The sequence below is a fragment of the Halomonas sp. CKK8 genome (genome assembly GCF_029625235.1).
Classification (GTDB): domain Bacteria; phylum Pseudomonadota; class Gammaproteobacteria; order Pseudomonadales; family Halomonadaceae; genus Halomonas; species Halomonas ventosae.
Genome location: NZ_CP121193.1, coordinates 2819103 through 2843168 on the forward strand (window position 1 = coordinate 2819103; position 24066 = coordinate 2843168).

Genomic DNA, 24066 nt, shown 5'->3' on the forward strand with positions numbered 1-24066 from the left:
CACCCACCATGCAACGCGCCCCCGCCGGTCTCACGGCGGGGGCGCGTTGCATGGTCTAGCGGTGTGGGACCCGCCGTCAGATCAGAAGCGGAACGTCACCCCGACGCTGGCGGCGTCGAAGGTGTAGTTCGACTCATCCAGGTAGCGCATGTAGTCGGCGCCCACGGCGAGGTTATGCGTCACGTCGAACTCACCGCCGGCGCCGTAGGAGAAGCCGCTCTCGGTATCCGCGTCGAAGTCCACCTCGGTGAAACCCGCCAGGCCATAGAGGCGGAATTCCGGGGCGATCGGCAGGACCCCCTTGGCATAGGCGCCGGCCAGGTAATCCAGCTCGGCCGGGCCGTCGGAGCCGCCGGTACCGAGATGGCCCTCGAGACCGAAATAGTCGTTGAATGCCACGCCACCGCGCAGGCGCAGGCCGGTGCTGTCGAAGTTGCCACGTCCGTCGGGGTCGAGCTCCCAGAACATGACGTCGCCACCGAGGTACGGGCTCGGCTGGTAGTTCATCGGGCTGCCCTGGGCATGGGCAGTGGCCCCGGCCAGCAGCAAAGCGGCGGAAACGGCGGAAATCGTGATGGTCTTCATGGTGAACCTCCCAGTTAGGAAACAGTGTTTCCCTATGCAAGGATCATTCTGGTACAGCCTAGACGAAAGTGCAAGATGTTCCGCTCCCGACGCCCCGCCGGAAGCGATGCGGACGACAGGGTGTCCGGCGTCAAGCGGCCGGGGTCACTGCATTCCGCACTGCAACATGCTAGATTCGCCCTGCCCGAGGCCACTCGCCAGGCAACCCCCTGGCCACACCGCACGCGCCCCCGATACCCCAGAACAGGATGCGCCATGAACGACCCGGTACTGGTAATCAACTGCGGCTCCTCGTCGATCAAGTACGCCCTCGTTCCCGCGGCTCCCGACCAGCCTCGCCTGGCCGGCCTGGCCGAGCGGCTGGGCGGGGTGGATGCGCGCCTCACGGGCATAGACGGCACCGGCCGTGAGTTCTCATGCCCCCTGCACGGCGCCGACCACGCCGAGGCCATGGCGGCCATCCTCGAGCGCCTCGAAGGACAGCATCCCGTGGCGGTGGGGCATCGGATCGTCCATGGCGGCGAGCGCTTCACCCGTGCCACCCGCATCGATGCCGACGTGCGGCGCGCGATCGAGGCCACCGTGGCCCTGGCCCCGCTGCACAACCCGGCCAACCTGGCGGGTGTCGAGGCGACCCTGGCACTCTTCCCCGACCTGCCTCAGGTGGCGGTCTTCGATACCGCCTTCCACCAGACCCTGCCCCCCCGTGCCTATCGCTATGCGCTGCCGGAAGGGCTCTATCGCAACCACGGCATCCGCCGCTACGGCTTCCATGGCAGCAGCCACGCCTATGTGAGCGCCCGGCTGGATGCCCTGAGCGAACGCGTCCATGGCGGCTGGCTCATCGCCCACCTGGGCAATGGCTGCTCCACCTGCGCGGTCTGGCAGGGTAAGAGCGTCGATACCAGCATGGGACTGACGCCCCTGGAGGGGCTGGTGATGGGCACCCGCAGCGGCGACGTGGACCCGGGCCTGCATGCCCACCTGGCCCGGCAGCTGGGCTGGTCGATCGAGCGCATCGACACCCTGCTCAACAAGGAGAGCGGCCTGCTGGGGCTCTCCGGCCTCTCCAACGACATGCGCCGCCTCGAGCAGGCTGCCGCCGAGCACCACGCGGGCGCCGAACTGGCCATCGAGGTGTTCTGCTACCGCATCGCCAAGTCGCTGGCCGCCCTCTCCTGCGCCCTGCCCCGCCTGGATGGTATCGCCTTCACCGGGGGCATCGGCGAGAATGCCAGCGCCGTACGCGCGCGGGTGGTCGAGCAGCTGCCCCACTTCGGCCTGCGGCCGGATGCCGTGGCCAACGCCGCCACCTTCGGTGGCCATGAGGGCCGCATCGATCGCGACGCGGGCGGTCCCGAGCTGTGGGTCATCCCCACCGACGAGGAGGGGCGCATCGCCGAAGAAACCCGCCAGCTGCTGCAAGAGGGCCACCATGACGCCACTTGATCACCGTTCCGAGCCTCGCAACCTGCTGCTGGTGCCCACCGACAGCGGCGTGGGCCTGACCTCGGCCTGCCTCGGCCTGATCCGCGCCCTGGACACCCTCGGGCTCAAGGCCGGCTTTCTCAAGCCGTTCCGCCAGGACGAGCTGAACGGCAACGGGCCGGACCGCTCCTGTGCCCTGGCGGCCAGCACCCTGGGCCTGGCGCCACCGGCACCACTCCCCCAGGCCCGGCTGGAGCGCCTGCTGCGCGAGGACCGCAGCGACGAGCTGATGGAAGAGGCCGTGGAGCGCCATGCCCGGGTCGCCTCCCCTGAGGCCGGCGAAGCCCCCGAGCTAGTGGTGATCGAGGGACTCGCACCCAGCCCGCACAGCAGCTATGCGACCCGGCTCAATGCCCAGCTGGCCCATGCCCTCAATGCGCGCACCATCCTGGTCGCCGACGGGGACCTTAGCGACCCCCAGGACCTGGCGGAACGGCTCGACATGCATGCCCAGGCCTTCGATGGCGTGGAGTCGCCGCGCACCCTGGGCTGCATCCTGATGCGGCTGCGCCCGCTGCCGGATGGCGATGCCCCCGCGCCCCTGGCGGCCCCCGAACTCACCGCTCGGCGTGACGAGGAACTGGTCGCCCGCCTGCGTCGCTACCTGCCGGCCCTGGGCGGCGAGCGCTTCCAGTTGATCGGCGCCGTGCCCTGGCATGCGGCCCTCTCGGCACCGCGGGTACTGGACGTCGCCCGGGCCCTGGAGGCTCGCTTCCTGCACGAGGGCGAGGCCGCCAGCCGCCGCGTGCTGGGCACCAGTCTGTGTGCGCGCAGCGCCTCCCATGCCCTGCACGTGTTCCGCCCCGGCCGCCTGCTGGTCACCCCCGGCGACCGCGACGACATCCTGCTCGCCGCGGCGCTCTCGACCATGAACGGCGTACCCCTGGCGGGCATCCTGCTGACCCACGATGAGCTGCCGGATGAGGCCATGATCGAGTTCTGCCGCCCCGCGCTGCGCAGCGGGCTGCCGGTGATGGCGGTGGATTCCGACAGCTTCGCCACGGCCCAGCGCCTCGACCGCATGGCCAACGACATCCCCATCGACGACCCGGAGCGGGCCGAGCAGGTGACCCGCTTCGTCGCCGGCCACCTCGACCTGGCGTGGCTCAAGGAGAACCTCAGCCGCGGCTATCCGAGCCGGCTCTCCCCTGCCGCCTTCCGCCACCAGCTGGTCAAGCTGGCCCAGCAGGCCAGCAAGCGCATCGTGCTGCCCGAGGGCAGCGAGCCGCGCACCGTGGAGGCCGCGGTGATCTGCCAGCAGCGCGGCATCGCCCGCTGCGTGCTGCTGGCCAGGCGCGAGGAGGTCGAGGAGGTGGCCCGCCAGCGCGGCATCGAGCTGCCCGAGGGGCTCGAGATCCTCGACCCCGCCGGCATCCGCCGGGACTACGTGGCGCCGATGGTCGAACGACGCCCCGACAGGCTCAACGCACTGACGGCCGCGGACCAGCTCCAGGACAACGTGGTGCTCGGCACCATGATGCTGGCCGAGGGCGAGGTGGACGGCCTCGTCTCCGGAGCCATCCACACCACCGCCAACACCGTGCGTCCGGCCTTCCAGCTGATCAAGACGGCGCCCGGCTACCGGCAGGTGTCGTCGATCTTCTTCATGCTGCTGCCCGAGCAGGTGGTGGTCTATGGCGACTGCGCCGTGAATCCCGACCCCGACGCCGAGGCCCTGGCCGAGATCGCCATCCAGAGCGCCCGCTCCGCCGCGGCCTTCGGCATCGAACCCCGGGTGGCGATGATCAGCTACTCCACCGGCGAGTCAGGCAGCGGCGCCGACGTGGAGAAGGTGCGCCAGGCCACCCGCATCGCCCGGGAGCGCGAGCCCACGCTGTGCATCGACGGCCCCCTGCAGTACGACGCCGCGGCCATCGAGAGCGTCGGCCGCCAGAAGGCCCCCGACTCCCCGGTGGCGGGTCGCGCCACGGTGTTCGTCTTCCCCGACCTCAACACCGGCAACACCACCTACAAGGCGGTCCAGCGCAGCGCCGGGGTGGTCAGCGTCGGCCCCATGCTGCAGGGCCTCAACAAGCCGGTGAACGACCTCTCCCGAGGCGCCCTGGTCGACGACATCGTCTACACCATCGCTCTGACCGCCATCCAGGCCGCGCAGCAGGGCTGAGCGCACGTCTCACCCTCGACCCGCGGCCCGGTGATCCCAGGGTTGACCGCGTCGCTGGCCCGACACCGGGAATCGGAATATCCTCTGGAGACGAGCGGCCTGCTCACGACAGGCCCTGAACACCAACACGGAGAACGAAATGGCCGGCTTGCTACCCGATGTCGACCCGGATGGACTGCTCGAGTACTCGGTGGTCTACACCGACCGCGCACTGAACCACATGTCGAAGAGCTTCCAGGGCGTGATGCGCGACGTTTCCTCCACGCTGAAGGAGGTATACAACGCCCATTCGACGGTGATCGTTCCCGGCAGCGGGACCTTCGGCATGGAGGCCGTGGCCCGCCAGTTCGCCAAGGAGCGTCGCTGCCTGGTGATCCGCAACGGCTGGTTCAGCTATCGCTGGAGCCAGATCCTCGAGATGGGCCAGATCCCCTCCGAGGTCAACGTCCTCAAGGCGCGTCGCCTCGACGAGGATGACCCCACCTCGCCCTTCGCCCCGCCTCCCATCGAGGACGTGATCGAGTCGATCCATGACCAGCAGCCCGATATCGTCTTCGCCCCCCACGTGGAAACCGCTTCGGGCATGCTGCTGCCCGACGACTACCTGCGTCAGATCGCCGATGCCATCCACGAGCAGGGCGGGCTCTTCGTGCTCGACTGCATCGCCTCCGGCACCCTGTGGGTCGACATGCAGGACATCGGCGTCGACGTGCTGGTCAGTGCCCCGCAGAAGGGCTGGAGCGCCAGCCCCTGTTGCGGGATGGTCATGCTCTCCCGCCAGGCCCGGGAGATCATCGAGGAAACCACCAGCACCAGCTTCGCCTGCGACCTGAAGAAGTGGCTGACGATCATGGAAACCTACGAGGGCGGTAGCCACGCCTATCACGCCACCCTGCCCACCGACGGCCTGCGCCAGCTGCGCGACGTGATGCACGAGACCCGGCAATACGGCTTCGACAAGGTGCGTGACGAGCAGTGGGAGGTCGGGCGCCGGGTGCGCGGCATGCTCGCCGAGCACGGCTTTCGCAGTGTGGCGGCTCCCGGCTTCGAGGCGCCCGGCGTGGTGGTCTGCTACACCGCGGACGAGGGTATCGTCGGCAAGTTCCTGGCAGCCGGTGTCCAGGTGGCGGCAGGGGTCCCGCTGATGTGCGACGAGGGTAACGACTACCGTGCCTTCCGCATCGGCCTGTTCGGCCTCGACAAGCTCCACCATCCGGAGCGCACCCTCGAGAGCCTGGAAGCGGCCCTGGCCAAGGTGCAGGGCGCCGACGACTGAGTCGCCAGCCCCTTCAGGGCGCGGGCTTCACGCCTGACCATGACTGACCATCAAAGCTGATCATCAAGGAAAGCGGGGCGGCCATCTGGCCGCCCCGCTGTCGCGTACGCCTCGAGGCCGCGGCCTCAGTAGCCGCCCATGCCCCGGGGCATGAAGCCCAGGTTGTTCTCCACCTCCGTCACGCCGTCGATGTTCTCCGCCGCCACCTGCACGGCCTGGCGCTGCTCCTTGCTGTCCACGAGCCCCCAGAGCTGCACCTTGCCATCGGCCACGATGATGTTGAGCCGGTCGACCACGACCCCGGTGTTCTGGTCGACCTCCTTGAGGATGGCGTCACGGATCGCCCGGTCGTCACCGCCCGCGGCAGGCTGGCGGCTCACCGAGAAGCCGCGCAGCAGGTTGGAACGGCTGACGATGCCCACCAGCCTGCCATCCCGCACCACCGGCACCCGCTTGATGCGGCGCTTCTCGAGCAGCGAGGCGATGTGGTGCAGCGGCTCGTCCTCGGAGATGGTGAGCGGATGCGGCGTCATGATCTCGCTGGCCTTGCGGCCGTGGCTCTTGACGTAGTCCACGGCATTGCCGCCGCCACTGAAGAGCTTCAGCCACCAGGACTTGTGCTGGTCGGTGTCGTTCTCGACCCGGCGCATCAGGTCCCCCTCGCTGACGATGCCGAGCACCTTGTCGTCGGCATCCACCACCGGCACGGCGCTGATGCCGTGTTCCAGCAGCAGGCTGGCGATCTCGCTGACTTCGCTGTCGGGGCTGACGGTGATCACGTTGGGGGTCATGACATCTGCGGCTTGCATGGGATGCGGTCTCCAGACGATAAGCAGGCGTTATTGTGTGTCTCGTGCTTTACAAGTTAGCAACACTTTCTCCGTCCTGCCTTGATTCCGGACAGGTTTCGGCGGCGCGCGTCATGCCGGCTCACCCTCCGCGGCGAGCGTGCCGTCGGTGATCACCTCGTCGACCTCCTCGAGCCCGGCGAAGCGCGCCGGGCGAATCACCCCCAGCTTGCTCTCGTCCACCACCAGCAGGCGATGCGCCGCCGTGGCGATCGCCGCCTGCTTGGGGACCACCTCGTGGAAGTGGAAGCAGCTCAGTCCCTTCTGCCGGTGCACGCCCGCCGCGGAGAGGAACGCCTTGTTGATGCCGAGCCGCCGGATGGCATCACCCATCGCCTCGCTGGCGAAGGAGCGCGACGAGCCATGGTAGACCCCGCCCAGCAGGATCAGGCGGACCCCGGGCAGCGCGCTCACCGCATCGGCCACGTTCAGCGCATAGGTCACCACGGTCAGCGACTGGTCGGCCGGCAATCCGGCGGCCAGCGGCACCAGCGTCGTGCCGCAGTCGATGAACAGGGTGTCACCGGGCTCGATGCGGCGGGCCGCCCGCTCGCAGAGCCGGCGCTTGGCCTCGGCATGGCGATCCTGCTGGGTCGCCAGGTCGTAGACCGGTGCATAGCGCGGGTCGTCACTGCGCACCAGGTGACCCCCCATCAGCCGCAGCACGCCCTCACCGGCGACCAGGTCGCGGCGAATGGTCATCTCCGAGACCCCGCAAAGCGCCGCGGCATCCTGCAGGCGCAGGCTCCCGCCACGGGCCAGGGCATCACTCAGCCGGGCGAGACGTCGGGCAGTGCGTTCGTTCATCTCCTGCGGCGCTCCTGACGGCCAGATGGTGGAAATATGTTAGAAAAATAACACTGGATGTTATAGATTTCACCTTACACTCATCCAGATGCCTGCCGCCCCAGGCCGCCCAGTCAGATAGGTGCCCCATGACCCTCCTAATGAGCCTGGTGGGGATGGTGACCCTCGTGGCCATCGCCCTCATCTTCTCCTACGACCGCAAGGCGATCCGTCTGAGGACCGTGGTCGGTGCCTTCGCCATCCAGGCCGGCATCGGCGCCTTCGTGCTCTACGTGCCCTTCGGCCAGACGGTACTCAAGACCATCTCCGACGGCGTGAGCCAGGTAGTGCTCTACGCCAACGACGGCATCGGCTTCGTCTTCGGCGGCCTGGCCGAGGTGGACAGCGCCGGCTTCATCTTCGCCATCAAGGTGCTGCCGGTGATCATCTTCTTCTCCTCGCTGATCGCCGTGCTCTACTACCTGGGGATCATGCAGTGGGTGATCCGCATCCTCGGGGGCGCCCTGCAGAAGGCGCTGGGCACCTCACGCACCGAGTCGCTCTCCGCCACCGCCAACATCTTCGTCGGCCAGACCGAGGCACCGCTGGTGGTGCGTCCCTTCATCGCCCGCATGACGCCCTCGCAGCTGTTCGCGGTGATGTGCGGCGGGCTGGCCTCGGTGGCGGGCTCGGTGCTGGCCGGCTACGCCGCCATGGGGGTGCCCATGGAGTACCTGGTAGCCGCCTCCTTCATGGCCGCACCGGGCGGGCTGCTGTTCGCCAAGCTGATCATGCCCGAGACCCGCGAGCCCGAGGACAGCGTCTCGAAGATCGAGGAGGAGCGCGAGGAGGACGCCGACAAGCCCAGCAACGTCATCGATGCCGCCGCCGCCGGGGCCTCCTCGGGACTGATGCTGGCGGCCAACATCGGCGCCATGCTGCTCGCCTTTATCGGCCTGATCGCGCTGATCAACGGCATGCTGGGGGGCATCGGCGGCTGGTTCGGCCTCGAGCAGCTGAGCCTGGAGTGGCTGCTCGGCTGGCTCTTTGCGCCCCTTGCCTTCCTGCTCGGCGTGCCCTGGGAGGAGGCGACCCTGGCCGGCTCCTTCATCGGCCAGAAGATCGTGGTCAACGAGTTCGTGGCCTTCATCAATCTCGGCCCCTACCTGAGCGGCGAGGAGCTGGTGGCCGCCACCGGCCAGGCGATGACGCCCCATACCATGGCGATCCTGTCGTTTGCTCTGTGCGGCTTCGCCAACTTATCCTCCATTGCCATCCTGCTCGGGGGGCTGGGCAGCATCGCCCCGAGCCGCCGCCACGAGATCGCCCGCTTCGGCCTCAAGGCGGTGCTGGCTGGCACCCTCTCCAACCTGATGTCGGCCTCCATCGCCGGTTTCTTCCTGGCCCTGGCCTAGACTTCAAGCGCCGACACCATTGCCTCGGGCATGGTGCCGGCCCTCTCTTTACACGCAACCAATGGACGTTCCATGACCGAACTGCAGCAGGCCGCGCGCCAGGCCCTGGCGCTGATGGACCTCACCAGCCTCAACGACGATGACAGCGACGCCACCATCGAGGCGCTCTGCCAGCAGGCGAAGACGCCCGCCGGCACACCGGCGGCGGTCTGCGTCTACCCGGCCTTCGTGGTCACCGCACGGCGGGCGCTGAAGGCCCATGGCCTCGAGGGCATCGTCAAGGTGGCCACGGTCACCAACTTCCCCCACGGCGGCGACGACATCATGGCCGCCGCCCGCGAGACCCGGGCAGCCGCGGCCTCCGGCGCCGATGAGGTCGACGTGGTCTTCCCCTGGCGCGCCCTGATGGCCGGCGACGAGGAGACCGGCCGCGAGCTGGTCGCGGCCTGCAGGCAGGCCGCCGGCGACGCGCTGCTCAAGGTGATCCTCGAGACCGGCGAGCTGAAGGACCCGGCCCTGATCCGCCGCGCCGGCGAGCTGGCTCTGGAGGGCGGCGCCGACTTCCTCAAGACCTCCACCGGCAAGGTGGCGGTCAATGCCACCCTGGAAGCGGCCGAGATCCTGCTGAGCGTGATCCGCGACAGCGGCCGCGACGTGGGCTTCAAGGCCGCCGGCGGCGTGCGCACCGTCGAGGACGCCCTGGCCTACCTGCAGCTCGCCGAACGCCTGATGGGCGTGGCGTGGATCACCCCGGCCCACATGCGCTTCGGCGCCTCGGGACTGCTCGGCAACCTGCTGCAGACCCTGCGGGTCGACGCCGTCGACGGCGCGGCGTCCGGGGGCTACTGATGGACGCCCGGGCCCTCCCCCAGGAGCTGATCCGCGCCAAGCGTGACGGCCGCTCGCTCGGTCGCGAGGCGATCCGGGAGCTGGTCGCGGGCATCGCCGACGGCAGCCTCTCGGATGCCCAGGTGGGCGCCCTGGCCATGGCGGTCTTCCTGCGGGGCATGGCGGCCGAGGAGACGGTGGCATTGACCGAGGCGATCCGCGACTCCGGCGAGGTGCTCGACTGGTCCTGCCTCGACCTGCCCGGGCCGGTGCTCGACAAGCACTCCACCGGCGGCGTGGGCGATCTCGTCTCGCTGGTGCTCGGCCCCTGGATCGCCGCCTGCGGCGGGCACGTGCCGATGGTCTCCGGGCGGGGCCTCGGCCACACCGGCGGCACCCTGGACAAGCTCGAGGCGATCCCTGGCTACTCCGTCACCCCGGACACCGCCACCTTCCGCCGCCTGGTCAAGGAGCTGGGCGTGGCGATCATCGGCCAGACCGCCGACCTGGCACCGGCCGACCGGCGCCTCTATGCAGTGCGCGACGTCACCGCCACCGTGGAGTCGCTGCCGCTGATCGTCAGCTCGATCCTCGGCAAGAAGCTGGCCTGCGGGCTGGATGCCCTGGTGATGGACGTCAAGAGCGGCAGCGGGGCCTTTATGCCCACAGCGGAAGCCTCCCGAGAGTTGGCGCAAACCATCGCCGAGGTGGCAAGCCAGGCCGGCACCCCCACGACGGCGCTGGTCACCGACATGAGCCAGCCGCTGGCCCCCTCTGCCGGCAATGCCCTCGAGGTGCGCGAGGCGCTGCGCCTGCTCGGCGGCGAGAAGCGCCATGGCCGCCTGCTGGCGGTGACCCGCGACCTGGCCGCCGAACTGCTGCTGGCCGGCCGACTGGCCGATTCCCGGGACGCGGCCGTGGCGCGGCTCGACGCGGCCCTGTCGTCGGGGGCGGCCGCCGAGCGCTTCGCGCGCATGGTGGCGGGCCTCGGCGGCCCCAATGATCTGCTCGAACACCCTGGCCACCACCTGCCCGAGGCGCCGGTGACCCGCGCGGTGCATGCCGAGTACCGGGGCCGGGTCCAGGCCATGGACACCCGCGCCCTGGGCCTGGCCGTGGTGGCCCTGGGCGGCGGCCGCCGCGTCCCCGGCGAGGCCATCGACCCCGCCGTCGGGCTGTCGCGCATCGCCTCCCTGGGCGAGGCGGTGGACGCCGAGCGCCCGCTGGCACTGGTCCACGCCGCCAGCGCCGCGGACGCCGACCGGGCCGCCCGGCAGGTCCGCGAGGCCATCCGGGTCGGCGACGGCCCCGCCACGCCCCCACCCCTGATCCATGACGTCATCCGTCGGGAGGCCCCATGACCCGCGCCATCGTGCTCGTGCTCGACTCCTTCGGCATCGGGGCGGCGCCAGACGCCGCAAGCTTCAATGATGCCGGCGCCGACACCCTGGGCCATATCGCCGCCGCCTGTGCCCGCGGGGAATGCGACCTTCCACAGGCCCCCGAAACCGGGCTAGCTCAGGGCCCCGAAACAGGCCCGGGCGCGGGGCGCCAAGGGCCGCTTCACCTGCCCCACCTGGCCCGGCTGGGGCTCTTCCATGCCCACCAGGCCAGCACCGGAAGCTGGGCCGAGGGCGTTGCGGTGCCCGAGTCGACCATCGGTGCCTGGGGCCACGCCCGGGAGCTCTCCTCCGGCAAGGACACCCCCTCCGGCCACTGGGAGATCGCCGGCGTGCCGGTGCGCTCACACTGGGGCTACTTCCTCGAGCAAGAGAACAGCTTCCCCGCCGAGCTGCTCGAGGCGCTGGTGGAGGAGGCGGAGCTGCCCGGAGTGCTCGGCGACTGCCACGCCTCCGGTACCGAGATCATCGCCCGGCTCGGCGAGGCGCATATGGCGAGCGGCAAGCCCATCGTCTACACCTCGGCGGACTCGGTGTTCCAGATCGCCGCCCACGAGGAGGCCTTCGGCCTGGAGCGGCTCTACGCGCTCTGCGAGGTTGCCCGCCGCCTGCTCGAGCCCTACAACATCGGCCGGGTGATCGCCCGCCCCTTTCTCGGCGCGGACGCGGTCAGCTTCACCCGCACCGCCAACCGCCGCGACTACAGCGTCGAGCCGCCCGCCCCCACGGTGCTCCAGAAGCTGCATGACGACGGCGGCACGGTGGTAGCGATCGGCAAGATCGCCGACATCTACGCCCACTGCGGCATCACGCGCACGGTGAAGGCCAGCGGCCACGAGGCCCTGATGGATGCGACCCTCGAGGCCCTGAGGGATGCCGGCGAGCGCAGCCTGATCATGACCAACTTCGTCGACTTCGACATGGTCCACGGCCACCGCCGCGACGTGGCGGGCTATGCCGCGGCCCTGGAGGCCTTCGACGCCCGCCTGCCCGAGCTGCTGGGCAGGCTCAAGGACGACGACCTGCTGGTCCTCACCGCCGACCATGGCTGCGACCCCACCTGGTCGGGCACCGACCATACCCGCGAGCATATCCCGGTGCTGGCGCTGGGCGCGGGCCTCGCCCCGGGCACGCTGGGAGCCCGCGAGACCTTTGCCGACATCGGCCAGAGCCTGGCCACGCACCTCAGTCTCGCGCCCATGGACGACGGTACCAGCTTCCTTCCGTCTGCCTCGTCGTCCACCCCGCTATCCAACGCTACGGGAGGCCACTGATGGCAACGCCCCATATAAACGCCGAACGCGGCGACTTCGCCGACACCGTGCTGATGCCCGGCGACCCGCTGCGCGCCCGCTACATCGCCGAGACCTTTCTCGACGAGGTCCGCCAGGTCAACACGGTGCGCAGCATGGCCGGCTACACCGGGCGTTACAAGGGCCGCGAGATCTCGGTGATGGGCCACGGCATGGGCATCCCCTCGGTCTCCATCTACGCCAAGGAGCTGATCACCGAGTATGATATCCACACGCTGATCCGTGTCGGCTCCTGCGGTGCGGTGCGCGACGACGTGGCGGTGCGCGACGTGGTGATCGGCCTGGGCGCCTGCACCGACTCCGGGGTCAACCGCACGCGATTCGGCGGCATGGACTTCGCCGCCACCGCCGACTTCGCCCTGACGCGCGCCCTGGCCGACGCCGCCCATGGCCTCGGCGTGGCGACGAAGATCGGCAACCTCTTCTCGGCGGATCTGTTCTACGACCCGCGCCCCGAGACCGCCGAGCTGCTAAGGCGCTACGGCATCGTCGGCGTGGAGATGGAGGCCGCCGGCCTCTACGGCGTCGCTGCCGAGTTCGGCGCCCGCGCGGCCACCGTCTGTACCGTCTCGGACCATATCCTCAGGGGGGACTCCCTGGACAGCACCGCGCGCGAGCGCAGCTTCGACGACATGATGCGCATCGCGCTGGATGCCGTGCTGCGCGATGATGCCGCAAAGGGAGCAACGCCATGAACGATTCCATCGAGCCCGCCATCGTCACCGCGCTGCTGGCGGTGCGCAAGCGCGCCTATGCGCCCTACTCCCGTCACCCGGTGGGAGCCCTGGTGGTCAGCGAGAGCGGCACCCACTATGCCGGCGCCAATGTCGAGGTGGCCCACTACAAAGGGATCTGCGCCGAGGCCTCGGCGATCGCCGCCATGGCCAGCGCCGGCGAACGCCAGCTGCGCGAGGTCTGGGTGATCGGACCCGGCCGGCACCTCTGCACGCCCTGCGGCGACTGCCGCCAGCGCATCCGCGAGTTCGCCACCCCCGAGACCCGCATCCGGGTGGTGGATGCCGAGGGCCGGCTGCTCAAGGAGTACGACATGGAGGCGCTGCTGCCGGATTCCTTCGGGCCCGAGAACCTGAGCCCCTAGGCCCTGCACGACTCGTGACAGCGGCTATGCTTTCGTCTCTCACTCTGGAAACGTCGGAGCCTGCTCATGTCTCGCACCATCGACATTCCCGCCGCCGACGGCACCATCGATGCCCATATCGTCACGCCCGATGACGCCGCCGGCCCGCTGCCGGCCGTGGTGCTGTTTACCGATATCGGCGGCCTGCGCCCCTGCTATCACGAGAAGGCCCAGCAGGTGGCGGACCACGGCTATGCCGTGCTGATGCCCAATCTCTACTACCGCGACGCTGCGGGGACCGTGGTGCCGGAAGGCAAGTCCTTTCGCGACCCGGACGTGCGAGCGACCCTGTTCGAGTATGCCGCCCGCCTGACACCCGAAGCACAGACCCGAGACTTCGCCGCCCTGCTGAACTGCCTCGACAGCGAAGCCGACTTCGCGCATGGCAAGGTGGGCGTGGTCGGCTACTGCATGACCGGCGGCTTCGCACTGCGCATGGCGGCGCAACACCCCGACCGCGTGGCCGCCGCAGCCGGCTTTCACTCGGCTCGCCTGGCAGAGGCCGACGACCTCGACAGTCCCGTGCATGGGGTCGATACCATCGAGGCGCGGGTCTATCTCGGCCATGCCGACCAGGATGCGCTGCTGCCACCCGAGCAGATCGCCCGCATAGACGAGGCACTGGCCCAGGCCGGCGTGCACTTCACCACGGAGCTCTACAGGGGCGCGGCCCACGGCTTCACCGCCAAGGATGCGCCTTCCTACGACGCGGCCGCCGATGCCCTGCATCACAAGCGACTCGCCATGCTTCTGAAGGAGGCGTTGTAGCACGACCTTTCCAGCCAGGAGCAGGCTTGGTCCGTGATGGCCCCACGGGATTGGATCAGTCCTGCTGACGTCTCTCTGGCCACCGCGACTGCAGGCCTGAATGCAAGCAATAAGCGTAGCACCTGCGGTATCGAGGGCTATGCCAAGCATTCGACGACAACTGCGGAAGACCTCAGGACGCGGCTCCTCTATGCCAGGCAAGGACTACTGAGCGTCACTGCCTGGCATCACCAGGCTCACGTCTTGCGGTGTGGCTTGGCCCTGGTTGCCCTTCTCACCATCTTGCCGAATTCACGTTCCCTCTGCCGGCGCTCGGCGAGGCTAGCGGAGTTGAACGCGTCCTCGGCGTGTAACTTGCGCCACCGAACGAGGCGTCCAGCGTCAAGCCGGCCCTCCTGGACAGCTTCCTGCACTGCGCAACCAGGCTCACTCTCATGCTGGCAGTCGCTGAAACGGCACTGGGCTGCAAGCGCTTCGACCTCCGGATAAACGTCGGCGATACCCGATGCAGCATCGGTCAGCTGCAGTTCGCGCATTCCTGGCGTGTCGAGCACAAGGCAGCCGCCAGGTATCAGATGGAGTTCCCGTCGGGTCGTCGTATGGCGGCCCTTGGCATCCTCTTCACGGATGGGCTGGGTAGCGATGGCCTGCGTCCGAGCCAGGGCGTTCGTCAGGGTGGACTTGCCGACGCCCGAGGACCCGAGAAACGCCACGGTCCGGCCTGGCCTGCACCACGCCGATAGTGCGTTGGGGGGCGCTTCGCTGCGGGCATCGAGGGCAACCACTGCCACCCGGTCCGAGACGGCGCGGGCGGCCTCGATCCAGGGCTGCACGTCATCCACCAGATCCGTCTTGGTCAGCACGATGACGGGCTCGATCCCCGCCTCGAAGGCGAGAGCCACGTAGCGCTCGAGCCGGGCGATGTTGAAATCCTGGTTGCAGGAAGTGACAACGAAGACCGTATCGATATTGGCAGCAATCAGCTGCACCTGACGGTCCGTGCCGGGTGCCCGACGCTTGATGAGGCTCGCTCGGGACAGAACGCGACTCGCCCGGGGCTGGGCGCGGTCCAGCAGCAGCCAGTCGCCTACCGTGGCGTCCGAGCGTGGCGGAAGGGTCTCGTCGATGCCGTCGCCAGTCACCTGAAGCCCGCTGCGATGCACCGCCACGACGCGCACCGGGGGCGTAATGCTCAATGCATCCACGTCAACCTGTTGGGCGAAGAAGGAACCCCAGCCCAGCCGCTCGAGTGGGGTAGGCTCGCGCATGGCCTGGCGTTTGCCTTTACCCGGAAGAAAGGAGGAGTAATCACGCACCTTGGCGACCTGCCTCTACCAGAAAACGGGGTTGTTGAACGCTTCGACACACCGCGCCTTGCCCATCAGGGGGGTCAGCTCGGCTTCCGTCAACGACTGTGCCAGCCAGCCTTCAGGGTGCTGGAGCCTGTAGGGCGCCGGTATGAGCGACTCAGTGACTGGCTTGAAGCCAACCCGCGAGTAGTAGGCCGGGTCACCGTAGGTCACCACGACCTCGACGCCCTTCCGACGCAGTGTGTCGAGAGCATGCTGCAGGAGCTGCTGCCCGATGCCCTCCCCCTGGCGTGCGGTCACTACCGCCACGGGACCCAGGACGAACACGCTCCGGTCATCCCTATCGTAGGTCAGCCGCGAAAAGACCGCCCCGGCGACAATCGCCCCCTCCTCCTCGGCGACGAAGACATCCAGGTCCGGTGCCGGCGTGCCGGTCAGCTGGTGGCGGACCAGGTCACCGATCACCGCGCCTTCTTCCGCGCCCTCGGAGTCGGTGAAGGTAGCGGCAAAGAGGTCGATGATGGGTTGTTCACGCCCCTTGAAGGCATTCGACCATTCCATAGGGGGTTCTCCTGGTTGGGACGGCACAGGCCAGCCTCGATGATGCCGGGGTGACGCGGGCCAGTTCGTCAGGGTCGCTGCAGAACGAACATCCCGACCCTGAGCGCCTTCTCGCCAGGTCCGCAGCGCTGCACGCACGCACTGACCAGCCATTCGCCTGCCTCCGCCCCTTGAGCAGGTCGATCTTCTCGAAGTAGCGCGGCGCCATCCGCGATAGCCCCATGCTCTCTGCCCGTTCTGACATGCTGAACATAGGCTGCGCTCTGTCTCGGCGGCCCTCGTCAGTGGCCCCAGTCATAACTCGTCAGTGTCCCCAATGATAAAGTGTGGCGCTGTAGACGACCCATAGACGACCATCCCCCACGATGGATTCATCAAGAGGGCCGAGGGTGGGATGGGTCCGGCCTCGGCGTGCGGCGGCTCAGCCCCCCGGCTTGGCCTCGAGCCCCGGCCCCTCCTCATGGACCAGCTCCACGTCGACGATCCGCGAGCGGCTCATGACGATCTTCCAGCGCTGCAGCAGCGGTGCGCCGTCGCCCTCCAGCTCTCGGATCACCAGGTTGATCAGGTGGCGCTTCTCCACCGCCTCGCGCACCACCTGCCCCTTCTCCTCCAGCCGATAGACATGGTGGCTGCCCTTGTCCATCAGCCGCGCCAGCGACGAGAGGTCGAGGGTCAGGGTCTCGCGGGTGCGGTCATAGCCGCTGAGAAAGCGGGTCGGCGACATGCGCGAGCTGGAACGGTAGTGCAGCACCACCTCCTCGCGCTGGGCCAGGTTGCGCTTGCGCACCCGGCGGATCTGCTCGTCGAGCCGGGCATAGCGCTGATAGTCGAACCACTCGAGCTGGCGCCCCAGGACGGTATTGCTGGTGGGGTCCAGGTACTGGCGTCGCCACTTGGGACGGCCCCGGCGCAGCCAGCGCCACAGGGTGATGCGCAGGTCATCCTTGAACACCTCGCGCAGCGCATAGATCACCGCCAGGGTCAGCACGAAGAGCGCGGTGATGTCGCCCAGTGACTCGCGGGCCTGCACCAGGCCCAGGGAGACGAAGATCATGACCACCGCCGTGGCGAAGGCCTTCACCGCCTTCTGCTCGCCGCCGCCCAGCTCCTGGCTGCGCTGCTTGAGGGTCACGGGATACTCGATCAGCCGCCTCAGCAGGCGCATCTTGTTGGACATCCGGGTGGGGTCCCGGGTGACCCGCTCGGAGTTGTACTCCCGGGCTCGGCGATGCTCGATCTCGTCGCGGCAGATGGTCAGCAGGCGCTCGCGGATCGCCCGAAAGTCATTACCCCGCGGCAGGTGGGCCACCAGCGCCAGCAGGTTCTGTTCGGTGAACCAGGAGAGGTAGTTGTCGATGTTGGCGTAGTAGCGATGCAGGCTCTCGTCGACAGGCTCCTGGCGGCGCAGCCGCCTGAGGATGCCCCGGGCCAGGTCGGCGGTCTCCTCGAGCTGGGTGCGCAGCCGCTCGACCCCCTCGTCGTCCTTCGCCGTGCGGCTCCTGGCGGGTGCCTGGCCCTTCGCGGCCTGGTCGTCACTCCGCTTCTCCGCCCTTTGGGCGCGTCGAGAGAGCTCCAGCAGCGACTGGGCGGAGCGCTCCAGGGCCACCACATACTGGTAGGCGTAGAGGCTCAGCCCCAGACGGTACTGACCGGCGTCGAGGCGCTTGCCCGCCAGGCGGCTCATCACCAGCGGCAGCCGGTGGCGGTCGCTGTAGTAGGTGCGCTTGACGTGGATGGCGCCGTGGTAGAACGCCTCCTCCGAGAGCACGTGGGGGTTCAGGCCGAACTCGGCGGGCACGAAGAGGAAGAGGTCCAGCCGGTGGGAGGTCTCCTCGCGGAGCACCCGGGAAACCTTGATATGCAGGCTGTCCCGGCGCTCTACCGTGATCGGGTGGGTCGCCATGAGGTTAGGCGGGATCCGGGGAACCGCCCCGGGCGCTGGTGTCGCCGGCGGGGTCGGCGACCCCGGCCTCGCCGGGTCGACGGCCGCTGGCGTCGCGGGCCTCGGCACCCTCGCCGGTCCCGTCCAGGCGGCCCCCGCCCTGCCCTTCCATGCTCACGCTGAGCCGCGGCACGCCGAGGTCGACGGACAGCGTCTCCATGCGCTGCTTGAGCAGCAGGTTGAAGGCCCGCGCCACGTCCCACTGCATCTCCGGGGCGGTGCGAAAGCGCATGCGCAGGATGGCGCAGCCATCCTCGAAGCTGTCGATGCCCTGCATCTCCAGCGGCGACCAGATGTAGTGGCGCATCATCGGGTCCTGGCGCAGCTCCAGGGCGGTCTCCTGCATCAGGGTGGTGGCATCGTCGATCTTCATGTCGAAGGGGATGCGGACCCGCATCAGGGCAATGCCGAACTGGCGCGACATGTTGTGGATCGAGTCGATGCGGCTGAAGGTGATGATGTGCACGATGCCGTCCAGGTCGCGCAGACGCACGGTGCGCAGGGTCAGCCCCTCGACGGTGCCCATGTGGCCGTTGATCTTGACGAAATCATCCACCGCCAGAGAATCCTCGATGAGGATGAAGATGCCGGTGATCAGGTCCTGCACCAGGGTCTGGGCACCGAAACCGATGGCCAGGCCGATCACACCGGCACCGGCCAGCAGCGGCGTGACGTTCACCCCCAGGTTGGCCAGGCCGACGATGGAGGCGATGATCACGATGGTCGCGAAGATGATGTTGCGGATCATCGGTGTGATGGTCTGCGCCCGGGCCAGGTTGACCCGCCGCCCCCGAGCCCGCGCCGGGCTGGTCAGGGCGCGCTGGATGGCAGTGTCGGCGAAGATCCAGATCAGCCAGGCCAGCAGCACGGTGAAGCCGATGGCCAGCAGGGCCTGACCGATGCGCACGCTGGCCACCCCCTGCTGGCCGATACCGATCAGCGAGCCCCCCCACACCTGCAGCGAGAGCTCGGCGAAGGCGATCCAGGCGAGCACGTGGGCCAGGGCATAGCCGAAGCGCTCCAGGCGCCGACGGTAGTCACTCAGCCGTCGACGCTTCGAGCGACGCTCGCCATGGCGGCGAATCAGGCCGGTGACCACCAGGGTCAGCACCAGCAGCGAGGCCGAGATGATCGAGCGGGCCAGGGCCGTGCCCACGTCGCCCACGGTGATGAAGATCGCCAGCAGCGAGCCCCCCACCAGCAGCAGGGCCGGCACGTGCCACAGGCCGCCCACCAGCCGGACCACCTCGGAGGCGCCGCCGCTGTCGCGCCGCAGGGAATAGGGGCGGTTGCGGATCAGGTGCTTGATCGGGCGCTTGAAGCGGATGATGAAGCGCCCGCTGATCATCGCCGCCAGCACGTTGGCCAGCACCGACATCAGGCTCGCCAGGTCGCTGCCCATGATCCCCGAGAGGCGGGTGGAGTTGAAGGCATCGCCCAGCGCGATCAGGGCGCCGATGATGAACAGCGGCCTGAGGCTCTGCTGCTGCAGGATCTGCACGGCGATGAAGCGATGGCCGCTGGTGAAGACCGAGATCACCGTCTCCACCACCACCGAGAGGGTGCGCCCGCACAGCGCCACATAGGCGATCACCAGGGTCGCGGTGCGACCCGAGCTCTCCGGCACCAGCTGGGCGATGCCCAGCACCAGCGCAAAGGCCAGCGCCCAGGGCAGCATGCGGCGCAGGAAATGCACCACCAGCAGCCAGGCCCGAGGCTCGCGGGGCAGGTCCAGGGGCCAGCCCCGGCGCCTGGCCAGCAGCCGCCCGAGGGCGATCAGGATCACCAGCAGCCCGGCCCAGATCACCAGCAGCACGGTCAGCTCGATGACGAAGCGCAGCAGCTCGGCGTTGCCGGTCTGGACCACCAGGTCCACCAGGTCGGACCCGCCCTGCCGCAGCTGGCGCAGCCACTCGTCCACCGGCGAGCGGCCGGCCTCGGCCTGCGCGCCGAGGTCACTGATAGTCTCCGCCAGGGCGCCCAGCAGGCCCTGGGGGCGCGTGATGCCCGACTCCTCGGCGGCCGGGTCATGGGCCTGCTGCAGTTGGCGCAGGCTCTCCAGCAGGGCCTGGCGCTGGTCGGCATCCTCGAGGGTCGCGATCACCTCATCCAGCGAGGCCTGGAAGGCCTGGGGATCGTGGGAGGCCGGTTCGTCCCCGCTCCCCGGCGTCAGAGCGGAAAGGGGCGTGGTCTGGGCCGAGGCCGCCGTCGCCAGCAGCAGCGTCAGCAGCAGCCACGTCAGCAGGCCGCGCACGACAACGAACAGGCGGTACGCGTCAGGCACTCTCTCGACTCCCTGGCATCTTGTCTCCCTGGTCTCTCGTCTTTGGTGAACGGATGACGGACCGACCGCCATCCATGATGGCCGAGGCAGTGTGATAGGCTGCCGACACCATGCCCTACAGGATGCCGTCATGACGCCGCAACCGCCACCCGAACCCCGCAACGCCGACGGCGAGATGCGTCGCGTCGGCGTCGAGATCGAGTTCGCCGGCCTGCCTCCCCGGGAGACGGCCGAGCTGGTGCGCGAGCTGTTCGGCGGCGAGGTCGAGGTGCTCAGTCCCCATCGCCTCAAGGTCAGCGGCACCCGCTGGGGCGAGTTCGGCATCGAGCTCGACACCCAGTACGCCCACCCCGACCAGACCGTGGTGGATGCCGAGGCCGCCGGCGACAGCGAATGGGAGCGCATGCGCCTGGACTTCCACGCCCGGACCCGGGAGCTGATCGGCGACGTGGTCACCGGCCTGGTGCCCACCGAGATCGTCTGCCCGCCGGTGCCCTGGGACGAGCTGGAGGAGCTCGACGCCCTCTTCGAGGCGCTGCGCACCCACGGTGCCAAGGGCACCGACGCCAGCCTGCTCTACGGCTTCGGCCTGCACCTGAACCCCGAGGTACCGAGCCTCGAGGTCGAGCACCTGCTGGCCTACCTGCGCGCCTACATGCTCACCGCCGCCTGGCTGCGCGAGCAGATCCACGTGGACATCACCCGGGAGGTGCTGCCCCACGCCAACCCCTTCCCCCGGGCCTATGCCCTCAAGATCCTCGACCCGGACTACGCCCCGGATCTCGAGACGCTGATCGCCGACTACCTGGAGGACAACCCGACCCGCAACCGGGAGCTCGACATGTTGCCGCTGTTCGCCCATCTCGCGCCCGACTTCCCCCATGAGCTGCTGCAGAACCGGCTGGTCAAGCCGCGGCCGACCTTCCACTACCGCCTGCCCAACGCCCAGCTCTCGGAGCCGGGCTGGGGCGCGGTGACCGAGTGGAACCGCTGGCTCGAGGTCGAGCGGCTGGCCGCCACTCCCGAGACCCTGGCCGAGCGCGGCGCCCAGTTCCTCGCCCGCCACCGGCCCTCGGCGCCCCGCCGCTGGCTGATTCGCCTGCGCCGCTGGGTGACCCGGCAATGAGTCAGGCGCGCCCACTGATCGGTATCACCACCTCCGATGCCAAGAGCCGGATCGCCTGGTGGTTCGACTGGTTCGCCGTGTGGCGCCACGGCGGCCGGCCGCAGCGCCTGTCGCCCTCGCGCCCCTTCCCCGAGCACCTCGACGGCCTGATCATCGGCGGCGGCGACGACATCCAGGCCCACCTCTACGACGACGAGGTGCGCCTGGACGTGCGCGTCGACCCGCAGCGCGACGAGCTCGAGCTCGAGCTGCTGGAACGCTTCATTCCGCTGGGCAAGCCGGTGCTGGGCATCTGCCGCGGCGCCCAGCTGATCAACGTCTACCAGGGCGGCACCCTGGACCCGGACATCTACACCACCCATGAGGGGCTCAAGCGCCGGCGCACCGTGCTGCCGCGCAAGACCGTAGACATCGTCGCCGACAGCCAGCTGCACCGCATCCTCGAGGTGAGCTGGTGTCGCATCAACAGCCTCCACCACCAGGCGGTGCAGCGGACGGGGAAGGGCATCGAGATCGTCGCCCGGGACCGCGATGGGCTGGTGCAGGGCATCGAATCCCGCGACCACGAGTTCCTGCTCGGCGTGCAGTGGCACCCGGAGTGGCTGGTCTTCAATCGCCCCCAACAGCGGCTGATCCGCGCCCTGGTGGAGGCCGCCCAGCGCGGTATCGCCTCGGCGTAGCTCGACCCGAGACAGACGCAGTGTCTTGGACAGCGCGTCGCTCTATACAAAGCGCCGGGGCCACCTCACGGTGGCCCCGGCGCGATGATACCTGCGCGACCGATCAGGCCGGTGCCGGGCTCAGTTTTCCAGCTTCGCCGACAGGCTGATCTCGGCGTTGAACAGCTTGGAGACAGGGCACCCTTCCTTGGCCTTGTCGGCCGCGTCCTGGAAGGCCGCCTCGTCGGCGCCCGGAATCTTCGCCACGGTGTCGAGGTGAATGGCGGAGATGGCGAAACCGCCCTCGACCTCCTCCAGGGAGACCTTGGCCTCGGTGGCGATGCGCTCGGCGGTGAGGCCGGCCTCGCCCAGGATCAGCGACAGGGCCATGGAGTAGCAGCTCGCATGGGCGGCACCGATCAGCTCCTCCGGGTTGGAGCCCGCCTCGCCCTCGAAGCGCTTGGCGAAGCTGTAGGGAACGTCCTGGAGCACGCCGCTCTGGGTGGATACCGTCCCCTTGCCGTCCTTGAGGCCGCCCTGCCAGACGGCGCTGCCGGATTTCTTGATGCTCATGTCGACTCCTTACTCGTTGTCAGGGATGAACCGTTGCCTCTTCACCATACACCATGGGGATGCTCTCCTCCTGAGGCAAGGTCGATTGCATCGGGGCCGCCAGCGACCAGAAAAAATGGAAAATATTTCTAAACATATGCAGAAGGGAGGTTCCCATGCCGACAATGCCCCGCGTGCGACTCGCCGCCACCGCCCATGAGCCGGCCATCGACCTGCCGGCCATCGGCCAGGGCACCTGGTATCTGGGCGAGGGGCTGGCCCCGCGAGAGGACGAGGTGCGTGCCCTGCAGCATGGCCTGGCGCTCGGCCTCACCCTGATCGACACCGCCGAGATGTACGGCGACGGCGGCGCCGAGGAGGTGGTGGGCGAGGCGCTCGCGGGGTGCCGCGACGAGGCCTTCCTGGTCTCCAAGGTCTACCCCTGGAACGCCGGGCGCGACAGCGCCATCGCCGCCTGCGAGGCGAGCCTCAGGCGCCTGCGCACCGACCACCTCGACCTCTACCTGCTGCACTGGCCGGGCGACATCCCACTGGAGGAGACCCTGGAAGCCTTCGAGCGGCTGCGCGAGGCGGGCAAGATCCGCCGCTTCGGCGTCTCCAACTTCGACGTGGACGAGATGGCGGCGCTGACCGCCCGGCCCGGCGGCGCGGCCTGCGCGGTCAACCAGGTGCTCTACCACCTGGGTTCGCGGGGCATCGAGCACTCCCTGCTGCCCTGGCAGCGCACACAGGGCATTCCCACCATGGCCTACTGCCCGCTGGCCCAGGCCGGCACGCTGCGCCGCGACCTGCTCGGCCACCCCGAGGTGAAGGCGGTCGCCGCGGGGCTCGGCATCACGCCCACTCAGCTGCTGCTGGCCTGGACGATCCGTCCTGACCAGGGCCACAGCGGCGACGCCGCTCGCGACGTGATCGCCATTCCCAAGGCCACCCAGCTCGAGCACGTGGAACAGAACGCTGCCGCGCTGGCGGTCGAGCTGGATGCCGCGAGCCTGGCCCGCCTGGACGCCGCCTTCCCGGCGCCGAGCCGCAAGACAGCGCTGGATATCGTCTAGCGGCGAGCGGGGAAAGCCTAGCCGCGCAGCCTGGCCAGCGCCGCGGCGAGCGCCTCATGGCCCAGCTCGCGCATCGCCGCGATATTGCGCGCGGGAATGCCCTCGGGGTCGGGATGATGCTCGAGGGCCCGCTCCAGGCCCGCCTCACGCAGCAGGTGCCACATCGGATAGGGCGAGCGGTTGGTGAAGTTGGCGGGATCGTCCGGCTCGGCATCGGCGAAGACGTAGTCCGGGTGGAAGCTCGCCAGCTGGAAGGTGCCATCAAAGCCCTGATCGTCCAGCAGCTCCTCGGCGATCTCCAGCAGATCCAGGTAGTCGTCGAAGTCCTCCAGCCCCTCGGTGAGCACCAGCAGGGTCGTCTCCACCTCGGGTGTCGCCTCCAGGTGGCGGCACTCGTCGAACAGCGCCAGCAGCGCCGCTTCCCGGTCGCGGGCCGGCACCGCCACGCTGCGAATGCTGTCGCGGGCCACCTCGCGGACGGCGAAGGGGCAGACGTCATGGGCGACCACGAAGGTCTCCACCCAGGCACGGGTGGCGGCAAGAGGATCAGTGGGTACGGTCATGGACGCCTCGATCAGGGAAG

At 69.0% G+C, this 24066-nt stretch carries 22 protein-coding genes; 13 read left to right on the plus strand and 9 right to left on the minus strand.

Features of this window, described 5'->3' with window-relative positions; translation table 11 throughout:
- Positions 1–81: 81 nt before the first annotated feature.
- The gene (locus tag P8934_RS13340) at positions 82–585 is read right to left on the minus strand and encodes a porin family protein (RefSeq protein ID WP_133635309.1); all 504 of its coding nucleotides are present in this window, start codon (positions 583–585) and stop codon (positions 82–84) included.
- Positions 586–840: 255 nt separating this feature from the next.
- Between P8934_RS13340 and P8934_RS13345 the strand changes: the two genes are divergently transcribed.
- The 3 genes from P8934_RS13345 (at position 841) to P8934_RS13355 (ending at position 5474) form a co-directional block, all read left to right on the plus strand.
- Positions 841–2034, plus strand: coding sequence for an acetate kinase (locus tag P8934_RS13345; protein ID WP_278031475.1), 1194 nt, complete (start codon positions 841–843; stop codon positions 2032–2034).
- On the plus strand, positions 2021–4198 hold the full coding sequence (gene pta / locus P8934_RS13350) for a phosphate acetyltransferase (protein ID WP_278031476.1): 2178 nt from the start codon (positions 2021–2023) through the stop codon (positions 4196–4198). The genes P8934_RS13345 and pta overlap by 14 nt, the downstream gene beginning before the upstream one ends.
- A 139-nt stretch (positions 4199–4337) precedes the next feature.
- Positions 4338–5474 (plus strand): aminotransferase class V-fold PLP-dependent enzyme, encoded by a 1137-nt coding sequence (locus P8934_RS13355; RefSeq protein ID WP_278031477.1) that lies wholly within the window; start codon positions 4338–4340, stop codon positions 5472–5474.
- 125 nt (positions 5475–5599) lie between these two features.
- Here the strand turns inward: P8934_RS13355 and P8934_RS13360 are convergent, their stop codons facing one another.
- Together P8934_RS13360 and P8934_RS13365 are read right to left on the minus strand one after the other, a co-directional pair.
- Entirely contained in the window at positions 5600–6283 is a 684-nt protein-coding gene (locus P8934_RS13360; protein WP_278031478.1) for a CBS domain-containing protein, read from the minus strand.
- A gap of 111 nt (positions 6284–6394) precedes the next feature.
- Positions 6395–7129, minus strand: a complete 735-nt coding sequence (locus P8934_RS13365) for a DeoR/GlpR family DNA-binding transcription regulator (protein ID WP_278031479.1) — start codon at positions 7127–7129, stop codon at positions 6395–6397.
- Positions 7130–7257: 128 nt separating this feature from the next.
- Between P8934_RS13365 and P8934_RS13370 the strand changes: the two genes are divergently transcribed.
- The 7 genes from P8934_RS13370 to P8934_RS13400 all read left to right on the plus strand — a co-directional run bounded on the left by P8934_RS13370 (position 7258) and on the right by P8934_RS13400 (position 13970).
- Positions 7258–8523: a NupC/NupG family nucleoside CNT transporter gene (locus P8934_RS13370; protein WP_278031480.1), complete on the plus strand. Its 1266-nt coding sequence runs from the start codon at positions 7258–7260 to the stop codon at positions 8521–8523.
- Positions 8524–8595: 72 nt separating this feature from the next.
- Entirely contained in the window at positions 8596–9372 is a 777-nt protein-coding gene (gene deoC / locus P8934_RS13375; protein ID WP_278031481.1) for a deoxyribose-phosphate aldolase, read from the plus strand.
- Complete coding sequence (gene deoA / locus P8934_RS13380) at positions 9372–10712, plus strand: thymidine phosphorylase (protein ID WP_278031482.1); 1341 nt, start codon at positions 9372–9374, stop codon at positions 10710–10712. The genes deoC and deoA overlap by 1 nt, the downstream gene beginning before the upstream one ends.
- Complete coding sequence (locus P8934_RS13385) at positions 10709–12025, plus strand: phosphopentomutase (RefSeq protein WP_278031483.1); 1317 nt, start codon at positions 10709–10711, stop codon at positions 12023–12025. Before deoA ends, P8934_RS13385 begins: the two co-directional genes overlap by 4 nt.
- Positions 12025–12759 carry a purine-nucleoside phosphorylase gene (gene deoD, locus P8934_RS13390; RefSeq protein ID WP_278031484.1) on the plus strand — a complete coding sequence of 245 codons (735 nt, stop codon included), beginning with the start codon at positions 12025–12027 and terminating at the stop codon, positions 12757–12759. Before P8934_RS13385 ends, deoD begins: the two co-directional genes overlap by 1 nt.
- Positions 12756–13163 carry a cytidine deaminase gene (gene cdd / locus P8934_RS13395; RefSeq protein WP_278031485.1) on the plus strand — a complete coding sequence of 136 codons (408 nt, stop codon included), beginning with the start codon at positions 12756–12758 and terminating at the stop codon, positions 13161–13163. Before deoD ends, cdd begins: the two co-directional genes overlap by 4 nt.
- Before the next feature lie 66 nt (positions 13164–13229).
- Positions 13230–13970 (plus strand): dienelactone hydrolase family protein, encoded by a 741-nt coding sequence (locus P8934_RS13400; protein WP_278031486.1) that lies wholly within the window; start codon positions 13230–13232, stop codon positions 13968–13970.
- Positions 13971–14206: 236 nt separating this feature from the next.
- Here the strand turns inward: P8934_RS13400 and rsgA are convergent, their stop codons facing one another.
- From rsgA to P8934_RS13420, 4 genes are all read right to left on the minus strand, one after another.
- Positions 14207–15286 carry a ribosome small subunit-dependent GTPase A gene (gene rsgA, locus P8934_RS13405; protein WP_278031487.1) on the minus strand — a complete coding sequence of 360 codons (1080 nt, stop codon included), beginning with the start codon at positions 15284–15286 and terminating at the stop codon, positions 14207–14209.
- Positions 15287–15301: 15 nt separating this feature from the next.
- Positions 15302–15841 carry an N-acetyltransferase gene (locus P8934_RS13410; RefSeq protein WP_278031488.1) on the minus strand — a complete coding sequence of 180 codons (540 nt, stop codon included), beginning with the start codon at positions 15839–15841 and terminating at the stop codon, positions 15302–15304.
- Positions 15842–16262: 421 nt separating this feature from the next.
- The gene (locus P8934_RS13415) at positions 16263–17747 is read right to left on the minus strand and encodes a hypothetical protein (protein ID WP_278031489.1); all 1485 of its coding nucleotides are present in this window, start codon (positions 17745–17747) and stop codon (positions 16263–16265) included.
- A 4-nt stretch (positions 17748–17751) separates the two neighbouring features.
- Positions 17752–20070: a mechanosensitive ion channel family protein gene (locus P8934_RS13420; RefSeq protein ID WP_278031490.1), complete on the minus strand. Its 2319-nt coding sequence runs from the start codon at positions 20068–20070 to the stop codon at positions 17752–17754.
- A 130-nt stretch (positions 20071–20200) separates the two neighbouring features.
- Between P8934_RS13420 and P8934_RS13425 the strand changes: the two genes are divergently transcribed.
- On the plus strand, positions 20201–21196 hold the full coding sequence (locus P8934_RS13425; protein WP_278031491.1) for an amidoligase family protein: 996 nt from the start codon (positions 20201–20203) through the stop codon (positions 21194–21196).
- Positions 21193–21876, plus strand: a complete 684-nt coding sequence (locus tag P8934_RS13430) for a type 1 glutamine amidotransferase (RefSeq protein WP_278031492.1) — start codon at positions 21193–21195, stop codon at positions 21874–21876. The genes P8934_RS13425 and P8934_RS13430 overlap by 4 nt, the downstream gene beginning before the upstream one ends.
- Before the next feature lie 120 nt (positions 21877–21996).
- Here P8934_RS13430 and P8934_RS13435 read toward each other — a convergent pair whose 3' ends face one another.
- On the minus strand, positions 21997–22428 hold the full coding sequence (locus P8934_RS13435) for an OsmC family protein (RefSeq protein ID WP_250060027.1): 432 nt from the start codon (positions 22426–22428) through the stop codon (positions 21997–21999).
- Between the two features lie 155 nt (positions 22429–22583).
- Between P8934_RS13435 and P8934_RS13440 the strand changes: the two genes are divergently transcribed.
- Positions 22584–23483: an aldo/keto reductase gene (locus P8934_RS13440; RefSeq protein WP_278031493.1), complete on the plus strand. Its 900-nt coding sequence runs from the start codon at positions 22584–22586 to the stop codon at positions 23481–23483.
- A 17-nt stretch (positions 23484–23500) separates the two neighbouring features.
- Here P8934_RS13440 and P8934_RS13445 read toward each other — a convergent pair whose 3' ends face one another.
- The gene (locus P8934_RS13445; protein WP_278031494.1) at positions 23501–24046 is read right to left on the minus strand and encodes a DUF1415 domain-containing protein; all 546 of its coding nucleotides are present in this window, start codon (positions 24044–24046) and stop codon (positions 23501–23503) included.
- Between the last annotated feature and the right edge of the window lie 20 nt (positions 24047–24066).